10 protein-coding genes are annotated in these 23,037 nt (G+C 40.7%); 7 read left to right on the top strand and 3 right to left on the bottom strand.

The window, feature by feature from the left end:
* Window positions 1–319 precede the first annotated feature (319 nt).
* The 7 genes from ACWQ4X_RS09640 (at window position 320) to ACWQ4X_RS09610 (ending at window position 19,855) form a co-directional block, all read left to right on the top strand.
* Window positions 320–2,965 (top strand): isopeptide-forming domain-containing fimbrial protein, encoded by a 2,646-nt coding sequence (locus tag ACWQ4X_RS09640; protein ID WP_457903484.1) that lies wholly within the window; start codon window positions 320–322, stop codon window positions 2,963–2,965.
* Window positions 2,966–2,980: 15 nt separating this feature from the next.
* Window positions 2,981–5,638: a hypothetical protein gene (locus ACWQ4X_RS09635; RefSeq protein ID WP_457903483.1), complete on the top strand. Its 2,658-nt coding sequence runs from the start codon at window positions 2,981–2,983 to the stop codon at window positions 5,636–5,638.
* Window positions 5,639–5,687: 49 nt separating this feature from the next.
* Window positions 5,688–9,485: a prealbumin-like fold domain-containing protein gene (locus ACWQ4X_RS09630; RefSeq protein WP_457903482.1), complete on the top strand. Its 3,798-nt coding sequence runs from the start codon at window positions 5,688–5,690 to the stop codon at window positions 9,483–9,485.
* A gap of 394 nt (window positions 9,486–9,879) precedes the next feature.
* On the top strand, window positions 9,880–10,371 hold the full coding sequence (locus ACWQ4X_RS09625; RefSeq protein ID WP_457903481.1) for a hypothetical protein: 492 nt from the start codon (window positions 9,880–9,882) through the stop codon (window positions 10,369–10,371).
* Window positions 10,372–10,416: 45 nt separating this feature from the next.
* Window positions 10,417–13,086 (top strand): beta strand repeat-containing protein, encoded by a 2,670-nt coding sequence (locus tag ACWQ4X_RS09620; protein WP_457903480.1) that lies wholly within the window; start codon window positions 10,417–10,419, stop codon window positions 13,084–13,086.
* 128 nt (window positions 13,087–13,214) lie between these two features.
* Window positions 13,215–19,196 (top strand): SdrD B-like domain-containing protein, encoded by a 5,982-nt coding sequence (locus tag ACWQ4X_RS09615; protein WP_457903479.1) that lies wholly within the window; start codon window positions 13,215–13,217, stop codon window positions 19,194–19,196.
* Entirely contained in the window at window positions 19,193–19,855 is a 663-nt protein-coding gene (locus ACWQ4X_RS09610; protein WP_457903478.1) for a hypothetical protein, read from the top strand. Before ACWQ4X_RS09615 ends, ACWQ4X_RS09610 begins: the two co-directional genes overlap by 4 nt.
* 82 nt (window positions 19,856–19,937) lie before the next feature.
* Here ACWQ4X_RS09610 and ttdB read toward each other — a convergent pair whose 3' ends face one another.
* The 3 genes from ttdB to ACWQ4X_RS09595 are packed head-to-tail and all read right to left on the bottom strand — an operon-like array spanning window position 19,938 to window position 22,798.
* Window positions 19,938–20,546 (bottom strand): L(+)-tartrate dehydratase subunit beta, encoded by a 609-nt coding sequence (gene ttdB, locus ACWQ4X_RS09605; RefSeq protein WP_047473576.1) that lies wholly within the window; start codon window positions 20,544–20,546, stop codon window positions 19,938–19,940.
* Window positions 20,543–21,442 carry a L(+)-tartrate dehydratase subunit alpha gene (ttdA, locus tag ACWQ4X_RS09600; RefSeq protein ID WP_047473578.1) on the bottom strand — a complete coding sequence of 300 codons (900 nt, stop codon included), beginning with the start codon at window positions 21,440–21,442 and terminating at the stop codon, window positions 20,543–20,545. The genes ttdB and ttdA overlap by 4 nt, the downstream gene beginning before the upstream one ends.
* Before the next feature lie 51 nt (window positions 21,443–21,493).
* Window positions 21,494–22,798, bottom strand: coding sequence for an MFS transporter (locus ACWQ4X_RS09595; RefSeq protein ID WP_457903477.1), 1,305 nt, complete (start codon window positions 22,796–22,798; stop codon window positions 21,494–21,496).
* Between the last annotated feature and the right edge of the window lie 239 nt (window positions 22,799–23,037).

Below are 23,037 nucleotides of genomic sequence, written 5' to 3'. Positions count from 1 at the left end.
AATTCAATATATTAAGAATTTTTCTTTTTGCTCTATGGTATTAAGAGTTGTTTTTTAATCGTATAAGTGAATCATAAAATTTCCAGAGTTTATTTTTTCTGAAAAGGGATAAGGTTTGGTTGTTAGATCGTTTTAGACTTTGAACAAGGTCGTTTATTACAAAATCAAAGCGGACTCAAAGAGCTCAATTTTCAAAGATGTCGCTAAAAAGTATGTAAAAGCGTGTGCAAATTAATCAACAAATGATACATTTATGTATAATAGTGTGACTTATTTATCATTTATTGTAAATTTTGTGAGTATTTGCGGTATGCAGGGGATGACAACAAGAATATATCAAGTCTTATGGGGAAGTGCTGCACTTTTTTTTATGGGTGTCTGTCATGCTTTTCCTCAGCCAGGTAGCTTTATTTCTAACATTGCATCTGGGGACTATGCTGACGAGATGGGGAATGTCTTGTTGGTTAACTCCAATCCTGTGGCGTTAGAAGTACAGAAAACCTACTCCTTGACTTTGGTTCAGAATCAAAATCAGTATGGTGTGATTGGTGGTGTTGTCAATATTCCGCATATTTTGACGAATACAGGGAATACGGCAGATCGATACTCACTAAGCTTGATTCAAAGTGGTAGCGACAACTTTGATTTAAGCAATGTGAAGGTCTATGCAGACCGAGATCAAAATGGTTTACCTGATAACACAGACGATTTACTTACGGGGACAGTAGATCTGAATGCTGGACAGTCATTGTCTGTTGTTATTGTTGGAAGTATTCCTACAAATGTGACTGTTAATCAGATTAGTAGTTTAGATTTAAAAGCGATAAGTCAGCAAAATGCTACACTTTCTGCTCAAGTCATGGATACAATCCGTATTGTTGATGATGCTGTGATTACTTTGGTTAAGGCGCAAAGTGCGAGTGAAGGTAATGTTGGAGATGTCATTACATATACTCTAACTTATCGAAATACCGGAACTGCTTCACGTCGTGTACTTTTGCAAGATGTACTGGATGATTCTCTTGAGTATGTAACAGGATCGGCATATTGGAATCAGAGCACAACTGCTTTAACAGATGCAAATGATAGCGAAGCAACAGCGAATACTGGTATTGCTTATCAACTGAAACCTGATGGCAAGAGTTTAGAGGCGAGCATTGCTACTGTTGCACCCTTAACGTCAGGAACGCTAACATTTAAAGCTAAAGTTAAGCAGGGGGCTGCCAATAAAATTCCCAATACTGCAGGTTTTGTACAATATGATGCGGATAATACAACGGTAAAGCTTAATAGTAATTCCAATACGGTGATTTATAATTTGGCTGCCGTATATGGTGTAGTTTTAAATAATAAATCGAGTACTGCTACCAATGTGGGGAACCCAAATTCTAGCCCAGATAATTTAATCATTCAGGCAAGTCTACAACCAGGACAAGAAGTTTTCTTTAATAACTATGTGTGGAATGTAGGGAATACCACGGATACTTATAATTTAAGCTATAGCTCGACCAATTTGCCGAGCTGTGCCAAAGTTAATTTCTATACGTCCGATGGAAAAACCTTGTTAACTGATACCAATGGTGATGGAAAGGTTGATACGGGTTCAATTTCTAATGCAGCGGTTAAGCAAATTCAGGTTGGTATTTTTGCATCTTCAGGCTGTACTAGCAGTATTAGTAACATTAATGTTGATGTGGTAGCTACATCAATTGCTTCAAATGCGGTTTCAGATCCAATTCGTAATCAGATTACGACGTTAAGTGCAGCATCTAGCAGCAGTGATTTATATAATGCGGATCAATCTGGTCTGGGTGTTGGTACTGTAGATAATGCAGGTCAACCTCTACGAACAGTGAAAGTTGCTTCAGAGAAGGCCATTTTCCCTTTAGTTGCAAAAAATAATTCAACCCAAGCCAATAACTACAACTTGTACGCCTCTTTTAGTGCCATTGATGTCGCCAATATTGCGCCAACAGTAAAAACTGGTTTTAGTGTTAAGTTTTATGAAGGGGATGCTAGTTGTCAAACTATAGGTAAGCAAATTACCAATACTGGTACAGTAGCAGCAGGCGCAAGTAAGGCTTATTGTGCGGTAATTGAAGTTGATACGAGTCAACAGAATTTTACAACTTCAATTTGGTTTGCGATCCAGTCACCAGTAAATCAACAAGCAGATTCGATCAAGAACCAAGTCGAGAGTAATATTGCTCGCCAATTAACCTTGGTGAATGATCAGCAAGGTCAGGTTAGTGTGGGAGGGACTATTGTTTATGCCCATACATTAAAGAATGTGGGTAATATCGCGGAAGGTTCAACTTCAGGTTCACAAGTAAATCTTAAGGTAATTCCGCTTAGAAATGATGGTTTTGTTTATACGCTTTATTATGATGTCAATAAGAATGGTCTGATTGATAGTACAGACCAAATTATAACGGCAACAACAAGTTTGAATCAGTTGCTTGGAAATTCTGGTTTGCAACCTCAAGCTGAGATGCAGTTATTGCTGAAAGTTCAGGCGGCACCATCTGCAACCGAAGGGGTGATGAGTCAAGCAGACATTGTAATTGAGATCGCTGATTTTAATGGTATTCATTTAGAAAACTTAAAAAATACTGATGTTACAACAGTTGCGACAGGGCATTTACAATTGCTGAAAACTCAGGCTGCGAATAGCACCTGTACTACCAGTGATTTGGCAAACTTAAGTTATTCGACACAACTGGTCTCGGTTAAACCAAATCAGTGTGTGGTGTATAAACTCACCTTAAAAAATGATGGTGGTTCTGTCGTTAAGAATATTCAATTTAATGATGCTGTTCCTGTATATACCAGTCTAGTCGGAACACCCACGATTGATCCAGTGGGAACAAACCTTTCCTCTGGAGACAAAGTTTCTGGTTTAGTCGCAAGTCTAGATCCGAACCAAGAAGCCAATTTCTACTTTGTTATTCGTGTTAACCCTTAAACGTAGGTTCGGAAAATGTTTACAGAAAAGAAAATGATTCGAAATTTACGTATGGCGATGCTGGGCTTATTGGGCGTAACAGCATCGACTTGGGTTTTAGCTGATGCTTTGGTTATCAGTAATATGGCTGTGGGCGAATATAAAGAAGAAGGCTCTACTGTGGTTCAAGCGGCACGTTCCAACTTGGTTCAAACCACGGTGATTCCTGTTTATAATCTCAGTTTGAAAGATAACCGAACGGAATATGTCCGCCCTAGCCAAACAGTCTATTATCACCACGTATTAACCAATACAGGTAATGAGCGCGATATTTATAATTTACAGAGCAGTCAAGTTGCTGGTGGAGGTTTTAACCATAGTAATATCGAAATCTATTTGGATGCAGATCGAAACGGGGTTCCTGATAATAATTCGGTCATTACACAATATGGATTAAATACGGGTGAAGCAGTTGCATTAATTATTAAAGCTACGATTCCTTCTTCAGCTACCTTGAATAGTAGTAGTCAAATACAGTTGACGGCAACGTCGACTCTACAACCTAGTCTTACACAAAATAATATCGATACATCACGAATCACTGATCAGGCTGTTCTCAGTTTAACGAAAAGCTTTGATAAAACAACGGTGATAAATGGTGATATTGCGACTGTCCGATTAACGTATTTCAATAATGGCAGCAATAGTGGTGTCGTTAATATCAGCGATGTATTGGATACCACGCAGTTAGAATATGTAACAGGAAGTGAAAACTGGAATGGACAAGTCTTAAATTCTGCGCCGGGCAGCAATGATCCAACTGGAATTAATTATTATTTAGATACAGATGGTAAAACTATTCGGGCGCAAATCACCAATGTCCCTGCAAATGCGCAAGGCTATATTGAATTTCGTGTCCGTGTGGCACGGACTGCTCCTGGTGAAATTTTGAACGTGGCAAACATGGACTATGACCACGACAGCCTGTCTACGACGGTAAATTTAACTACGCAGTCAAATACGGCAGTGTTAAGTATTAAACCTGTCTATGGTGTGGTGATTAATGCGGATGCAAACAGTGTTGGAGGTGCCGATTTACTTACTAAGTCAGCAGTCAGTAGTGGAGCAACGGTAGTCTTTGAAAACTATGTCTGGAACACAGGTACAGTTGCCGATCGGTTTAATTTAAATTTTAACAGCCATAATTTACCTACAGGTAGTGTACTGGAGTTTTATCGAGCAGATGGGGTTACACCTTTATTTGATACTAATAATGACGGTGTTGTGGATACGGGACCTTTAGATGCAGGAGCTAAGCTCCCGATTATTGTAAAAGTGACTTTCCCTGCTGATTATGTAGATACTACCAATACGACTTATAGCATTGTGCCTAAAGCACAATCGATTGCTGACAATACCAAAACAGATACGGTACAAGATCGTACATCACTAATTCAAAGTACTGCTTCGCGATTGGTTGATTTGTTCAACAGTCCAGAAACCTCGGCAAATGGTACTGGAAATGGCAATGTATCCAATGGTAGCTTGCCTTGGAAAACTTTGGCTGGAGCGAACAATCAAACGGTGGTATTTCCATTAACGGTACGTCATACAGGTCAAGCAACCAGCTATAGTTTTAGTGCTGATGCAGATAATAATTTTACGACATTAGCCTTACCTGCAGAGATTAGTTCAGTTCGTTATTTTTCTACATCAACCACAGATTGTTCGACACTTGGCTCTGAAATTTCAACAACACATTTGCTAAATAATGGTGAATCGCAGCTGTATTGTGCTGTTGTAGAAATTCAAGCAGATGCAAAAACCACGACTCAGGCAATACCTATTTATTTCAAAGTCGCATCGTCTAATTTGACTACCTCTGCACCAAGTAATGGTTATGATGTGATCCAGAATGCCATTACGATTAACTCAAATGCGAGTCAAGGTGGAGTGAGTTTAGAGCCTGATTTGCGTGGGCAAATTGCGCCGGGCGGCAGTATTGTTTATAGCCATATTTTAAAACCATGGGGAACGTCTGTATTGTCCGCAACAGATACGTTAACTGTTGCTAATGATCGAACTGGCTTTACCACAACCCTTTATTATGATGCTAATAACGATGGGCAGTTAGATGCATCTGACCCGATCATTCAGAATTTATCGATCGTGAATAGCTCTCTTTTAAGAAGCAAAGCACCGCTTCGTATTTTTAATAAAGTTGAAAATACCGCGTATAACACGGTTGGCGTAGTGAACACTTCTGTGATTAGTCTAAAAAATAGTGTGGGTACAGTGCTAGATACTGCAACTGATATTACCACCATTACCAGTGCGCCCGTGCGTCTAACGAAATTGCAAGCCAAGGATAATAATTGTGATGGTGTGGCAGATACGGCTTATACCTCAAATGTCTTGCCGATTACACGTAATGCAGATGGTTCAGGGCAATGCGTTTTATATCAATTAACCGTGAAGAATTTAGGTGCTTCGGCTATTGGTCGATTTAATTTTTATGATTTCACGCCTGAAGCAATGGTGATGAGTAAAGTACCAAGTTGTACAACTTGTGAATCTGCTTCGCTTAGTGCACCTGCGCTGGGGCAAACAGGTGCAGTTAAGGGTTCAGTTGCGACAATAAATAGCAATGAAAGTCATAGCTTGGAGTTTGGGGTGAAGTATGTGGGGAACTAAGTCTATGAAGCACCTTATGGGGTTGTTAGCGAGTTTATGTTTTTTTTCGGTGCTAAATATAGCAATTGCAGCCACTCCAACTTTAGAGATATCAGCAGCAAGCGGCAATACCAGTACTACAGGTCCCACAACCTCATCTCAAACCAATACGTACCAGTTTAATGCTGATAATCCTACAGCTAACACATTTACAGATGTGTATTTCCCAAAAACAATAGCAACGTACAGTTTTGTGGGTCAACAATATAGCAATGGGATGGTTTTTGGTAGTAATGATACTTCTAATGGTAATAATCGAATTTTTATTCCCTTAGTTGCACAAGGTACACCAACAAATGGTAATTTTTCTTCAAGTAGATTTAATATTGGTGCAGGTATAGACGTAAATTTAAATTATGGGACTAGGTTGACAGTTGATGCGTATAAGCTGAACTCTAAAAATATTAAAACAAGTGGCTTAGGGTATTATTATGGTGTTTTGAAGGTTGACTTTAGTCGACCTGTGAAAAATCCAGTCATTAATGTTTCAGGATTAGGGGGTACTGCAAATTATTATTTAGGGCCTTTTTGGAATCAAAGACTGGTTAGTTATGGTTTGACGACTAACTTCAAATTATTGAATCCCCCTACAGGAGCATCAATTAGGGTTTTATCAGGACAAAATTTAGCAGTTAGAAATACTACTGAGATTGTGAATGTCGCGACAAGATATGGCTCTACAACAGGAGGAAATAATAATTCTGCTCACGATTTAACTGGACCTAATGGAGGAGCGAGTGGGAGTATTCAGGTTGATACAACACAACCAATATCATCGCTTAGTTTCGAAGTTTATTTGTCCACTGACTATTCTGGGAATGAAACTGAGTGGATTGATGGTACAGGTGATGCTTTTGTATTCAGTGCATCTAGTATTGACTCCATGGTCGGGGACTTGGTCGTTTCAAAAACCAATGGTACAAATCAAGTCTATTCAGGTAGTACGACGACTTATACCGTCCGTGTGGCGAATAACGGACCCGATACTTATACAGGAACTTTACTTAAGGATGTGGTCGGGACAGGCTTAACCGCGACTACAGTTGCCTGTAGCACAGCAACAAATAATAAATGTACTACAGCTCCAGCTTTAAATAGTTTAGCTTCTGTTGATACAGGAAGCTTGGCTGCGGGTGAATTTTATGAAATTTTAGTCACAGCACGTGTAGATGCTGCGGCAGGTAGTACAGTAACGAATACTGCTACGGTGGAGTTGCCAACATTAGGTTCATCTACAGGTGTAAGTTGTACAACCTTAAATGCAAACGGTATTACTCGTTCATTTAACCAATCTACAGGGGCTTGTACTACTACAGATCAAGATTCAGTTTTGGCTTCAGCTGATTTGGAAGTTTCGAAGACTTCTGATAAATCAACCTATAATGTGGGGGATGTTATTAAGTATACGATTAAGGCTTGGAATAATGGAGCAGCTGGTGTTACAGATGCAATATTAGCGGATAATGTTCCAAATAATATTGCCAGTTTATATTGGTCATGTAAAAGCTATGGAACTGCTGTATGTCCAAGTAGCGTGACGAACGGCACTGATACCAATAGTCTAAGCGCCACAGGATTGACCTTGCCAGCAAATGGTAAAGATGTGAATTATCTAGAATTTACAATAACAGGTTTAGCTTACAAAAGTGGTTCAGTAACGAATACGGCATCGGTAACGACGAGTACTTTTGAGAATAACTTAACCAATAACTCGTCATCGGTGGATATTGTTATTAATTCAAATTCACCGATTACCAGTGGCAGCTCCCAAAACCAATGTTTGGCGGGCCAATCGGCTAACTTGGTTTCAGATACAACTTTTAGAGCATATTTGGTTGATAATTCGATCAGTACTTATGACCATTCTTTAAAAACAGCTGGAATGAGTCCTGCTATTTTGCCAAATTCAGTCATGTATGGTACGGGTGCAAATGGCGCATTACAGTTAAGAGGGCGCTTGAATTGGTCAAATGGTAATCCTAAAGCTAGTACCAGTGGGGCAACCCTAAAAATTATGGTGGACGGTGTAGTCTATGCAACGCTTGTCACTCCAGCAAAAAGTTCAAATAATCGTGCTTCATTTACGGCATTTAATGGTGCTCAGGTTAGTACAACTGAATACGCAATTGGTTCGTATAGTACAGACCCAGTCACCATCAATTTCACAATTACCTTACCTACAACTGTCACTATGGCAAAAATAGTGCGTACGGAATTTCAGAATATTCGACCAGGAACGAATATTATCGGAGATGATATTGGGATTGGTTTGAATGAACTTAATGTTTGTCTTAAGCCGACCTTTGAAATGAATAAAGTATCTGAAAGTGGTACCGACAGTTTTAATTTCAGCACTTTCGCAAACTTGAGCAATGCCAATGCTGAAACCATTACCAGCGGTGAAGTGGTCACGACGGTAATTGGAACAGCACAGTCTGTGCGTTTAAAAACCAGTACATCGCCTGTTGAACAGGGTTCGACAGTGGCTTATGCGACACCGAATACGGCAATTAGTTTTACCGAATCTACATCGAGCCTTTATTCACTGAAAAGCATTGAATGTACAGATAGCAATGCTGCAATTTCTGGAAATAGTACGGGGAATTTAGGTGGTGTAAACGGTATGACCCAAACCATTCCTGCTGCAAATGTGAAATTTGCATCCAAGCTCGTTTGCCGCGTGACGAATAGTAAAAAAGCGGGTTATGTTTTTTCAGGTCGGGTGTTTAACGATAACAGCGGTACAACTTTAGATGCTTCTAAAGCGTATAACGCGATTGTTGATGCAGGTGAAGTGGGGATTGCTGGTAGTGCGATTGAACTGCAAGATTGTAGTACTAAGGCTGTTTTAGCCTCTTCAACCAGCAACGCAAATGGTGATTTTAAAATACAGACTTTAGATGATGTGTTTGCTGGGCGCAGTAATGTTTGTTTGGTACAACGTAATTTGACAGGTTTTGATTCGGTCAGTTCTGCGAAAGCCAGTGGTGTGACAGCGACAGCCGACACCAGTAACGACGTCTTTACCATTCCTAAAGCCGCAAATGTGACTAGCTATGATGATTTTTTGTTTGGTGATGCCGAGTTACAGTTGGTCTTAACTCAAAACGGTCAAAAAACCATAGTGGCAGGAGATGTGGTTGATTATCCACATGAGCTAGTCGCAAAAAGTGTAATGAACTTTGATAATCTATCTGCGAGCAAAGAGCAGCAACCTGCGAACAATTTACCTTGGCAAAGTTTAGTTTATGTAGATAGTAACTGTAATGCGCAGTTAGATCAGGGAGAGAGCTTACTTAGCAGTCGAGTTTTTAAAGCCAATGAAAAAATCTGTTTGATTCAGCGTGTGAATTCACCAACCACTGCTCAAGGGGGAGATCGTTTTTTGGCTAGCTTTAAAGTCAATGCCTCTGCAACCTATACAGGAGCGATAAGTAAAGAAAGTAATAGTGTGACTGATATAACGACCATTGGAACAGCTGGTTTGAACTTGACTAAGCTGGTACGTAAAACTTCGGCTTGTCCTGCACCAAGTAGCGATACAACACCATTCACTGTAAGTAATCAGGCTGCGAAAGGGGATTATTTGGAATATCAAATTACTTTTGCAAACAATTCAAACAAGAACTTGGTTGATATAGTTCTCAAAGATAGTGTGCCAATTGGTACAATTTATCAAACGATGTCTTGCTCTGCGGCTGGTTGTCAGACTCAACAGACTTCTGGACAAATGAACTGGAGCATTCCAGGTATACTAGCTTCGAAGCAAAAAGGACAAGTTGGCTTCTGTGTAAAAATCGCAAACTAGGTTGAAAAAACTGAGAAAGATAAGGTCGAATCACATGATTGATTTGACCTTATTTTTTTATTAATTTTTAATATCTTATTTTTAATTTTAGGTGTGAAATGGCTAATTTTTAGCTCGGTAAGTGCGTGTAAGCGGCTGAAAGTGGATTGAGTGTGTACTTATGTAAAGCAACTATTTTAATAAAAAATGTAGATAAACAACATTTTATAAATTTATTTGTAATTTTATTTAAATGTACAAAATAATTAAAAGCGAACTGGTTAACATTTTTTTTATAAAATGTATGGTCGAGCGTTTGTTTTTTGTTTAATATTGCCATGAGCTTTGTGGCATTAATTTTAATAAGTGTGATTAGTGTCTCAAATATGTGCATTGGTATGCAGTGGATAAAATCATGTTAAACAAAAAAACGATGCTTAAAAAATTGATGATTAGTTTAGTGCTTGCTGGGGGAGCTGCTCATGCGATGGCAGCCACTGCGACATCGAATGAACCTGTCTCAATTCAGTTAAAGGCATTTAAGAAAGTTGTAGACAATAAAGGGAATGCACAGTTTAAAACTGCAGACTCAATCAAGCCTCAGGATGTTATTGAGTATCGTGCAACGTATACCAATAACACGACGCATAGTATCAAAAGCTTAAAAGCGACTTTGCCTATCCCAGCGGATACTCAATATTTAGGAAGCAGCCTACCAACAGGTGCACTTGCAAGCACAGATGGCGTTAACTTTTCAGCTATACCCTTGAAGAAAAAAGTTGATGGTAAGTTGGTAAATGTACCGCTAAAAGAATATCGCGCATTGCAGTGGCAAATTGCGGAATTGCCAGCGAAGCAAACCGTCACAGTAAGTGCTCAAGCCAAAGTAAATACTTCAAACGATTAATTCTAAATTTTACATACATTATTTCGATGGAGTCGGGGGACTTTCATGTCTATAAATTTGAAATCAACAAAGCGAAATAGCCTTTATGTGTCGATTGCGACTGTCTTAGGTGGCTTTGCTTTTTTCTCTACTGGTGCATACGCAGCAACACCAGCAGCGGGTACAAATATTAGTAACATTGCGACAGCATCGTATGTGGATGGTACATCTACGACTCGCACGGTAACGTCGAATGAAGTTAAAACAACTGTTTTACAAGTCGGCAGCTTTACTTTGGTACAAGACCGTACAACAACAGCAAATCCAAATAGTGCTGTTGCGTTATCACATATTTTAACAAACACAGGTAATGGTACGGATGAATTTACGTTAAGTTTAGCTAACGTTTCTGGTGATGCTTTTGACTTCACAAATATTGCAATCTATCTAGATGCGAATAAAGATGGTATTGCTGATAACAATACTAATTTGATGGGGCTGAAAGTTTCATTAAATGCTGGTGAGTCAGTAGGTTTAGTAGTTGTGGGTACAACATCTACTACAGCGAAACTAGATGAACTTGGGAAGTTAGAGCTCTCTGCAACAAGTAAAGAAGCTGTAGTAAATAAAACAATCATAAATACTGATTTAGTCAAGATAGTGACAGGTGCAAGCTTTGCAGTCACAAAAAGTGCAAGTGTGAGCGTAGTTGATACACGTAGCGCTGCTCAGGCAGTTACTTATCAATTAAATTATGTGAATAAAGGGAATTCAACTGATACTTTAATTATTGAAGATACTTTAGACTCTAATTTGACCTTTGATCCTACGCGCCATCAGATTACGGTATCTGGTACTGTGTTGAGTACTAATTCAACAGCTAATGCATATTATGCATGGGATGCTGCAACTAAGAAGCTTACAATCACGATTAAAAATGTTGCAGCCAATACAAGTGGTATTGTTAAGTTTGCAGCAGAAGTGAAAATGGGTACTGCAGCAGGTGTAGTATCAAACACCGCGATGTTTGATGCTGATGGCCCAATTACAAATGGTTCGGTACCAGACCAACCAACAAACCGTACAGATATTACGGTGCAATCGTTCTATACGGGTGTAATTAACGATAGTAGTACCAAAACGACAGCACTTGGTGAAGATGACGTTATTACCATTACAACAGCAAGCCAAGGTGCGCAAGTTCGTTTTGGTTCTGGGGCAGTAAATGATGGTGCTAGTGAAGTTATTTATGTTCACAATACTGGAAATGTAACAGATACCTTTAAGGTAGTGACTACGACTGGAACAAATCTACCGCCAGGCGCAATCGTAAGTTTATTTAAGTCAGATGGTGTAACTCCGCTCACTTCATCGATTGGCTCTGAAAAAGACACTGGTCCAATTGCTGCAGGTGGAAAATACCAAATTGTTGCAGTAGTAAGCTTACCAGCTGGGTTCACAGGAACCACCTATAATGGCAACCCAATTCAAGTGGTCTTGCAAACGACTGCCTCTCAAAATGCTTCTGCTACAGATACTATTACTTTAAAAATTAGTGAAGTAACAGCGCTTAAGGTTGACTTAAATAATGGTGGAACAGGTGGTATTGGGCCAGATAATGGCAATCTAGTGGATACAAAATCTACTCAACCAGGAAAACCAATTACTTTTGACTTAGCTATTAAAAATGAGGGAACTCAGCCAGATAATTATAATCTAGGTATTTCTTCTACTTTACCAAATGGTTGGACGGTCGAATTTTTTGCTCAAAATTCTGATGGTAGCTGTAGTGCAACCAAGTTGACTAATTCAGGTACGATTCAGCCAGGTGCGACTGTTAAGTATTGTGCAGTGGTGACGCCATCAGCTAGTGCTGTGCCAACAGATAGTCGTGATATCGTTTTCACAATTAACTCTCCTGCGACGGGTTTAACGGATAGCCTAAAAGATCATTTGGATATTGAAGCTGCACGTAAAATTACCTTTGTAGCCGATCAAACTGGTCAAGTGGCACCAGGTGGTTCAATTATTTATAAGCATACCTTAACTAACAACGGTAACGTGATAGAGGGGCTTGCTGGAAATACTTTACCTATCGAAATTACTCAGAACCCTGCGAGTGCTGGATTTGTAACATCCGTTTATGTTGATCAAGACAATGATGGTGTTGCTGATCCTGAGGAATTAGTTACAGGAAGTGATTTAACAGCATGGTTAAAATCGACAAATAATGCTGATGGTCTATCGCCTAATGAGACTGTCAATATTTTTGTGAAAGTGGAGGCGCCAAGTAATGCAACAGCTGGTCAAAGTAACTTATCGATTATCAAAATTGCTCCAGGTGGTGTAAATGCCCCTGCTGCAGTGACCATTACCGATAAAACTACAGTGAATATTGGACAAGTCCGCCTGGAAAAAACACAAGCGTTAGATGCAGATTGCAGTAATGGTGCGGATGGTCCATTTGGTACATCTTTGATTGAAGCTAAACCAGGTGCTTGTATCGTTTATCGTATTAAAGCGACGAATGAGGGCAATGGTCCAGTAACTAAAGTAGTGATTACTGATGTTGTGCCGAACTATACGACACTTGGTACTTCACCAGCGCCAAAGTTAGACCCAGGTACTGTTGCGGACGTTACAACAACGAATGGGCAGTTGAAATCAAAAGAGTTCGATTTAACTCCATTAGAGTCTGTAACGATGGAGTTTAGTGTCAAAGTTGATAGTCAATAATTAACACAAAACATTAATAACTAAAGATGTGGATAGGCATACTTTCATGCCTATCCCTTTAACCTGCTTTTGCTCGGTATTGGGGTATTTTCGTGATTAAACGAGTTCAGCCGCTACAGAATCATAAGATGAAGCTCATTTTTTCAAGTCTGGCGACTGCTATGGCTTTGGTAAATCATGCTTATGCTGTGATGCCAGCTGCTGGGCAGAATATTACTAATACGGCTTATGCAAGTTTTGTTCAAACCGATGGTCAGATTGGTCAATCGATTTCGAATACTGTTCAAGTTACTATCATTCCGCAATATGTGATTAGTTTAACTAGCCCGACACGGCAAGAAATTGATGCTGGAGCAAAAGTGATTTGGCTAAATACTTTGACCAATCACAGTAATGCGCCTGCAGATATTGCAATTGATAAAAGCATAGTTCCAGAATTATCAAATATTAAAATTTATATTGATAGTAATCAAAATGGTGAGTTTGATAGTTCAGACCAGTTGGTTACTGGACACTTGAGTCTAGAAAGTGGGAAAAAGGTTGATTTGTGGGTCGTTGCAGATTCTTCTATTTCGTTGAATGACAGCCAACAAGTTGATTTACCTTTACGTGCTTATGTGGTTCAAGAGCCAACAGTAATTGCCGATGCTGTAAATGCCTTGATTAGTTTTTTGCCACAGTTAACGGCAACTAAAGCGGTTGATAAAACCAGTTTTGAGCCTGTGGCAGGACAGTCCTACGATTTAACTTATAGCTTGAATGTAAAGAATAGTTCAGCACGTAATTCAGGTACAAAGACCATTGAAGTTGATGGGAAAACCATGAATGCAGTTGTGTTGTTAGACGAATTACCAGCTAATACAATCTTTAAATCTGCGAAACCAAGTAATTCAAATGCCTTGGTCTTATATCCATTGGGACAGGACAAGTTTACCCAGCAAATTCCGTCAGATAAATCTTTAATGAATACGCTGGTGGTAGCATACCCGCATGCTTTAGCGGCAAATAGCACCGAATCTGTTGAACTGGTTGTGACCATGAATCCTAACGTGAGTCACACTTCAATATCAAACGTGTTTAGTGTAGAACATGGTTTGATTTCTAATCTTAAAAAAACAGTTTCAAATGAAGTTACAACCACGGTGGGTGGTAGTGCTTCTATTACTAATAACAGTAAAAATTATTCCAATATCTTGGCGACAGGTAGTTTAAATCAACCTTTATATATTGCAGCTAACAGTGCGATGTGTAATGCCTCTCGTAGTAGTACCGATAAGGTTAAAATTAAAGTCCAGTCTACGTTGACAAGAGATGTAGAATACGTAGAAGGGATTGAAACAGGAAATAATACTGGGGTATTTCATTTTACCTTGGCAACACAAGAGTCTACGACAATACATGTGAATGATCAGATTTTACAAACGGTAAAGCGTGATCAGGTACTGGTTTCTTTAACGGATTGTTTAGATGAAAGTAGCAATTCAACCAGCAGTATAAGCAATGTTGATACGACGGTATTGATTGATCCCTATGGTGTTGTTTTTGATGCTAAAACCAATTCACCTGTAGCGGGTGCGACAGTGACTTTGTTGGATGCTAATGGTAATCCTGCAGAAAATGTGGCTTATAAATTAGATGAAACTACTGGCGAGAGAGTTGTCATTCCTGCAAAGCAAGTGACCAATAGTGAAGGTGAGTTCGTATATCCATATGTAGAGAATGGGACTTATAGCCTTTATATTGATACCTCGACTATTTCTGGATCGACCAGTTATAAATTTACCAGTGACAAGACGATTTATAATAATTTTGATAATCGTGTGGTTGATAGTTCATGGTCTTATGGTGGAAACTTTAGTTTAAAGACGGGCGATGCTGCGCTAAACATTGACATTCCAATTGATCCTGTCGGTATTGTTGTCCCCAGCAATGATAAGTTAGTCATTAAAAAAGAAGTTGTTGGTAGTAGTACTGCAGAAATTGGTGATTTTAAAGATTATCAGATTACTGTGGCAAATATGGGTGACTCGACCTTATACAATGTCGATATGAAAGACACATTGCCACGTGGTTTTGTTTATGTTTCTGGTAGTACCCGAGTCAATGGACAGAAAAATACAGATCCTCAAGGTGGTAAAGGGCCTTATTTGACCTTAGGTTTGGGGACATTAACGCCGAAGCAAGAAGCTAAAGTGCAATATCGTGTTTATATCGGTCCGAATGCCTTGAGCGGAGATGGCATTAACCGTGTTTATGCACAGGACAATAAAAATACGGTTTCGAACGAAGCACAGGCTGCCGTTAAAGTTTCCCCTGGTGTCTTTAGTCCAGATGGCTTTATTGTCGGTAAAGTCTTTAGTGATTGTAACCGTAACGGCGTTCAAGATGCAGGAGAACGCGGTGTACCAGGTATCCGTATTTATATGGAAGATGGTAGCTTTGTCGTCACGGATCGCGAAGGGAAATACAACTTCTATGGCATTCGCCCCATTACGCATGTACTAAAAGTTGATAATACGACTTTACCAAATAATGCAGAATTGGTACTGATTAATAACCGTCAAGCTGGTGATCCAGCCAGCCGTTTTGTAGATTTAAAACGTGGCGAGTTACATCGTGCCGACTTCGCTATTGCCGATGCTTCAGGTGAATGCAGCCAAGCCTTGGCAGAGCAAATTGAAGACCGTCGCAGTAAAATTGATGCTCAGTTAGATGCACTAGAGCAGACCTTACGTCAAGATTTAACAGTTGATCCGCTCAGCAACTCAGTTTCAGATGTACAAGGTCAACCTGCAAGTGGTTGTATTAGTGCAGCAGGGGCTTCAGCCAACTGTAATATTGAATATAAAAAAGATCAGATTAAAGACATCAAAACAGTTCAAATTGAGCCAGTAAAAGCACCTGTTGTTTTAGATTTAGAGCAAGAATTAGAGCGTTCTGAATCAAATCAACTGGCAATTTTAAATTTGAAAGAGCAACAGATTTTACCTACACCGCAAGCTACGATTCAGGTTAAGGGTGGTTTAGGCACTGACATTCGTTTATTTGTAAATGATGAACAAGTGTCGGAAAAGCGCATCGGTAAAAAAGCGGCTTATCAAGAGCGTGGGACGACAGGGTTAGATTTTATTGGTGTGCCTTTAGTGGCTGGAAAAAATACCATTACAGCGCGTCAATACGATAGCTTTGGTAATATGCGTGATCAGCAGCAAGTGACTGTGATTGCACCTGATGCCATGAGCCAATTGACGACACAACCTGTTGAACAAGCAGTTTATGCCAACGGTAAAGATATTTATCAAGTCGTGGTTAAGGTACTTGATCAGTATGGGACACCTATTGCGACGCGTACCCCGATTACACTGGAATCATCCATAGGCATAATTCAACTCAAAGACCTTGACCCAGATAAACCAGGCGTTCAAGTTTTTGCAGAAGGCGGGTCCTTGGTAGTACCAGTGCTTGCACCGTTGGAAGCTGGGGCTGGTGTATTGCGTGTGCGGAGTGGTATTTACGAACAAACAGTACCAGTACGCTTTTTGGCAGAACTACGTCCAATGTTGGTTGCGGGGATTATTGAAGGTTCTTTTGCGTTAAATAAGTTTGATCCTAAAAATCTGTCGCAAACCTCAACTCAAGATGGTTTTGAAGAAGAATTAAATGATTTGTCGAGTTCAGGTGATGGTGAAACTGCCATTCGTGGGCGCGCAGCTTTATTCCTAAAAGGCAAAGTGCGTGGCGATTATTTACTGACTTTGGCGTATGACTCAAGCAAAGAAAATAATCAACGCTTGTTCCGAGATATTCGTCCAGATGAATATTACCCAGTGTATGGGGATGCATCTGCCAAAGGTTTTGATGCGCAATCGACCAGTAAACTTTATGTGCGTGTAGATAAAGGTCGTTCATATGCCATGTATGGCGACTATGTGACACGTACTGAAAATGATGAAGGGCTGTCCTTAGGGCAATACAGTCGCTCTTTGACAGGTTTGAAATCAGTATTAGAAGGTGATCGCTATCAAGTCGCGAGCTTTGCTGCACGTACCAATACCACACAGGTGGTGAATGAACTCCGTGCAATGGGCGTTTCGGGTCCTTATGCCTTGGGCATGGACAGCAATGACATGCTTGAAAATAGTGAAAAAGTTGAAGTGATTGTGCGTGATCGTAACAATCCAGGGCTGATTATTTCACAACAAACCTTAACCCGTTTTAGTGACTATGAAGTCGATACTTATACCAACAGTATTTATTTAACTTCACCGTTAAGTAGCATTGATGAAAATCTCAATCCTGTTTATTTAAGAATCACCATTGAAACCGATCAAGGTGGTGAAGAATATACCGTTGCAGGTGTGAATGGCCGCTACAAGCTGAATGATAAAGTCACAGTTGGTGGTTCTTATATTCAAAATGATGACCCAATTGATCAGGAAAAAATAGCCAGTGCCAATACGGTCATTCGTTGGAATGATCAGACCAAATTGATTGCTGAATATGCGTATTCTGATCATGATTTGATGACTCTGGATCAATTAACAGATGTTAATGCTGCTAATACGACGAATACTTCGGGAGATGGTTCAGCAGCACGTATTGAACTCGATTATAAAAAAGACAATATTGATGTACGAGCCTATCATCAGCAGGCAGATGTAGGTTTCCGCAATGCGGCATCTTCAATTAGCTCTGGGCGCAAAGAAAGTGCCGTAAAACTGAATGCTCGTTTAGACCAATTCGGTGTATTACGTATAGAGGCTGTACGTACTGAAGACATTGCAAATGATGGTGTTCGCAACGGGATTAGTGCTTCGATTGAAAAAGCCATTAACCGTATTGTGAGTTTGGAACTGGGTGTTCGTTATTATAATGAATCATTAAATGCAGCGAGTGAATCAACGCAAAGTGTTGAAACTCCATATGATGGCACGACGCTTCGTGCCAAATTAAAAACAGCTTTACCTTTCGATGGTTCAAGTGCATTTATTGAATATGAGCAAGATGTTGCAGATAGTGATCGTCGTGTATTTGCGGTCGGCGGTGATGCACAAGTCTATAAAAATATCCATGCTTACGCCCGCCATGAATTTATCTCAAGTATTGGTGGTTTATACGAACTCAATGACACGCAAAAACGTAATACCACGGTATTTGGTTTAGACAGTCAATATATGCGAGATGGTTCAGTCTTTAGTGAATATCGTGTCCGTGATGGTTTGAGCGCACGTGAAGCAGAAGCAGCCATGGGTGTGCGTAATCGCTGGCAACTCAAAGAAGACTTATTCTTTAATACCAGTTTTGAGAAAGTGAAAGTTTTTGAAGGTGAAAACAAAGATTCATTGGAATCGACCGCAGCAACTTTAGGCTTTGAGCATTTATCCAATCCTCGTTGGAAAAATGTGGCACGCATTGAAGGGCGCTGGTCAAATCAAAGTGATAGTTATTTAAATACCTTAGGAACAGCCTATAAGTATTCAGATGAAGTGACCTTTTTGGCAAAAAATGTCTTGAACTTAACTGATAATAAATCTGCTGATTCAGGAGATCGTTTGATTAACCGTTTCCAGATTGGTGCGGCTTATCGTGATTTGGAAACCAATAAATTTGATTCACTTAGCAAAATTGAGTATCGCTACGAAAAGAATGAAACCACGCTAAGTGATCCTTATGAGCGTAATGCTTACATTATGTCACATCATTTAAATTATCATCCAACGCGTGATGTGCATGTGTCGGGTCAATATGCTGTGAAATATTTAGAAGAAACCTACGACCTATTGCAAAGCAGTGGTATGACGCAAATGCTGAATACGCGCTTCATGTATGACATTAATGATCGTTGGGATGCTGGTGTTAATGCAGGCGTGATGTGGAACAGTGTTTCAGATGGGACCAAATTGATGGCGGGCGTTGAGGTCGGTTATTTATTGGCAGCCAACCTTTGGGTATCTGGTGGATATAACTTTGTGGGTTATGAAGATAAAGATTTAACCGATGGCGATACCACCATGGACGGCGCTTATTTCCGCTTCCGTTTCAAATTTGACGAAAATATTTTTAATAAAAGCAAGGTAAGCATTAATAAAGCATTGGAGCCTAAATCATGAGGTTTCGAGGATTAAAAGCATTGTTGTGGGTTGGGCTGATTAGTCCATTGTTTTATGCCAATGCGGAAACAAACCCATCTACATATGTATTGTCGCATCAACAAACCCAGTCGAAAATCCATGAAGCACTTGGGCAAAGTATCGATGTAAAAGAAAAATACCAACTGGAAAAAGCACAAACATGGCTCAGTTATGCAGATCAGTTGTACAGTGAAAAGAGTCAGCCGAAAAACTTGGAAATGGTTTATCAGCAAGCGCTGAAGATCACCAATACCGACAACAGAGAGCAATTCGCAACTCAAACGCCCATTTTACCTTTTGCGCAGGTGATGCGCCGAGATTTGTGGGCTCGCATAGAAAGCATTAAAGTTCATGCAGGTTTTCAGTGTGCTTATAAAGTACTTGCTCAAGCAGAAGTTAAATTGGTTTGGGGTGCAGCTGAATATTGTCAATTGGGATGGCGTCATTCACGTGAGATTTTTGCGTCCGCAGAGCGTTTGGTTGATCAGGCGGGGTATTTGGCACAGCATTGTGAAAATGACCACTATCTCGATCAGGCATTTAGTCCGGTCAAATTTGCAACTCTTGAGCAATTGAATGGTGTTAAAGGTTGCGAGGGGGTTAATCCAGTGTATTGGCCGTTAACTCCAAATCAATAGTCAGAGTATCATTGAATTTTATTCAGATTTAAAAAAGCCCTGAATTTGAATCTTTCAGGGCTTTTTTATTTCATAGCCAAGTTTATTTAATAAAACTCAATTCTTTGCTAATGCGCTCTAGCACAGGCTTTTTCTTGGCTTGGAATTGCGTTTTATTTTGCTGAATTAAATTATTTCCATGCGTATCAATCGAGATAATCAAAGGGCCAAATAATTTTACGCGGTTAATCCACAAAGTTTCAGGCATGCCCAAGTCTTGCCATTCAGCGCCTTCAATTTCCTCGACTTGAGTGGCAGCGAGTACCGCACAACCGCCAGGAAAAATGGCATGTACAGCTTTATGCTCCTGACAGCCGGCAACGGTTTCAGGTCCCATACCACCTTTACCTACAATCAGTTTTACGCCTGTTTGTTTGATAAACTCGCGCTCGAATTTTTCCATACGCATACTGGTGGTTGGACCAATGGAGACCATTTCAAAACTGCCATCGTCCTTTTTACGAACGATAGGACCAGCATGGAAAATGGCACCACCTTCCAAATTCACAGGCAGTTCACGTCCTTGTTCGATCAAACGACGATGCGCGACATCACGACAGGTGACTAAGCGACCTGTCAAATACACGACATCGCCAATTTTGAGATCTGCTAGATCTTCATCACGCAATGGGGTTGTGAGGACTTTTTTCATAGCACGACTCCTTCGTGTGACAGAATTTCATAAGTCATATCAGGGTTAATTTTGATTTTTCCACGACGGTGTGCCCAACAGCCAGTATTCACAGCCACGCCGATCGTCGATGGATGGCGGGCTGAAGATTCAATGTTCACTCCCATGACACTGTTATTGCCTGTGAGACCTTGTGGTCCAATCCCGATTTCATTCAAACCTTGTTCAAGTAAATCTTCCATTAAGGCAGCGCGAGGATTATCACTTTTTGAGTCGACTGGACGCATGATGGCTAGTTTTGATAAACGCGCTGCAGTTTCTACCGAAGTGGACACGCCGACACCGACGAGTAGTGGTGGACAAGCATTCACGCCACGTTCGGTAATCACATCCATTACAAATTCAGCTACACCTTCATAGCCTTGACCTGGCATCAGGACTTTGGCAGCACCAGGTAGGGTACAACCACCACCTGCCATATATACATCAATGGTGCAGCTGTCACTGTCAGGCACAATACGCCAGTCCAGCCATGGAATTTGCGTACCGGTATTGGTGCCGGTATTTTTTTCATCAAAGGTTTCTACAGCATTGTGACGTAATGGCCCTGAACGGGTCGCTTCAGCTGTGGCTTCACGTAGAATTTCTTGCAATTCACCCAAGAGCGGGAAATGTGCACCCGCTTCCACAAAATACTGAATCACACCCGTGTCTTGACAGCTTGGGCGATTGAGTCGATCTGCCGCTTCTTGGTTTTCATCCATCGAATCGTAAACGGACTTCGCCAAAGGATTTGTTTCGAGGGTTTTGAGTTCAATGAGTTTCTTTTTCACATCTTTGGGTAAGCGTTTACCAATGTAGGCGGTAAATTTGGCCATGGTGTCCGTGAGGGACTGTACGGCAAGTTCTTTGTCCATGGGAGGCTCCTTGTTAAGCGTTCAATTCAGTCAATCAATTCAAAAATAGGGTTAGGAATTACTTAATTCAGCTGCACTGACTTTGTCTTTTTTTTGGGTGAAACTTAAGACCAGTGTGATGACAGTCGAAAGAATCAGTAAACCTGCGACGAAATACAGCCCACCTGTGAAACTACCTGTTTGATCTTTGACCCAACCAATCATGGCTGGACCTGCGAACCCACCAAGGTTGCCAATCGAGTTGATGGTGGCAATACCTGTGGCTGCGGCAGCACCTGACAAGAACATGGTTGGCATGCTCCATAGTGGTGGTTTTGAGCAACTAATGCCGACATTGACAATGGTGAGTGCTGCGATTAAACCAATCACGCTACCCGTACCTGCGGCAATCACCAGACCAATGGCAGCGGTAATGCAAGCCAGTGCCACATGCCAAGTGCGTTCATTGGTTTTGTCGGAATGACGCGACCATAAAATCATGGCAACCACAGAGATAATTGGTGGAATGGCATTCAAAAGCCCTACGGTCATTGAGCTGACACCTAGTTCTTTAATGATTTGGGGTGCCCAAATACCAAGGGTATATAGACCTGCAGAGGTACCGAAATAAACCAGTGCCAAAGCCAGAACACGTGGGTTGGCTAAGCCACGAAGAATGCTGTGATGTTGCTGGTTGTCTTTGCTCGCATTTTCAGACTGCATGGTCTTGACCAACCACTCCCGTTCATCCTGTTTCAGCCAAGTGGCTTTTTCAGGTCGATCAGTCATGTAAAAGAACACTACCACGCCAAGAATCACCGCAGGTAAAGCTTCAATCAGGAACATCCATTGCCAGCCTGCCAGTCCCATAATGCCGTGCATTTCCAGTAAGGCAGCAGAAATAGGCGAACCAATGGCGGTGGCAATTGGCGCAGCAGCCATAAACAGGGCGATGACACCTGCACGATTGCGCGCTGGGAACCAGAAGCTGAGATAGAGAATAATGCCGGGGAAAAAGCCTGCTTCTGCGACACCCAATAAAAAGCGCATGACATAAAAACTGGTTGAGCTTTCGACAAAAGCCATGCCCCCTGCAATAATGCCCCACGTGACCATGACACGGGCAATCCAGATGCGGGCGCCGACTTTATGCAGAATAATGTTGGATGGCACTTCAAATAGGAAATAACCTAAAAAGAAAATCCCTGCGCCAAAACCGAGAATAGAAGAGGTAAAGCCCAAATCTTCTTTCATGGTAATGGCGGCAAAACCAATATTGACGCGGTCAATATAAGCAATTAAATACAAAATCATGATAAACGGGACAATACGCCACGTAATTTTACGTAAGGTCCGTTTTTCGATATCCATGTCCATGGCTTATCTCCATATAAGTAGCGTTTACCACTTGATTTGATGTCGAAACATCGCATCTCGTTTGGCGAAAAGGCTCCCCGTTGTGACACCGTAATCCTTACACGGTGGACTTTATGCTCTACTCAAGGTTCCTTGCTTAAGTGAGATCTTTTGTTTGGGGGGTAACGTGATATGGATAATAGAGACTTTGCAAAAGGGATGAATCGATATAAAGTTAAATCACTATTGCAAAAAACTGA

The organism is Acinetobacter sp. NigerLNRRAM0016, assembly GCF_054112845.1.
This window is presented reverse-complemented; position numbering and strand designations above follow the sequence as displayed.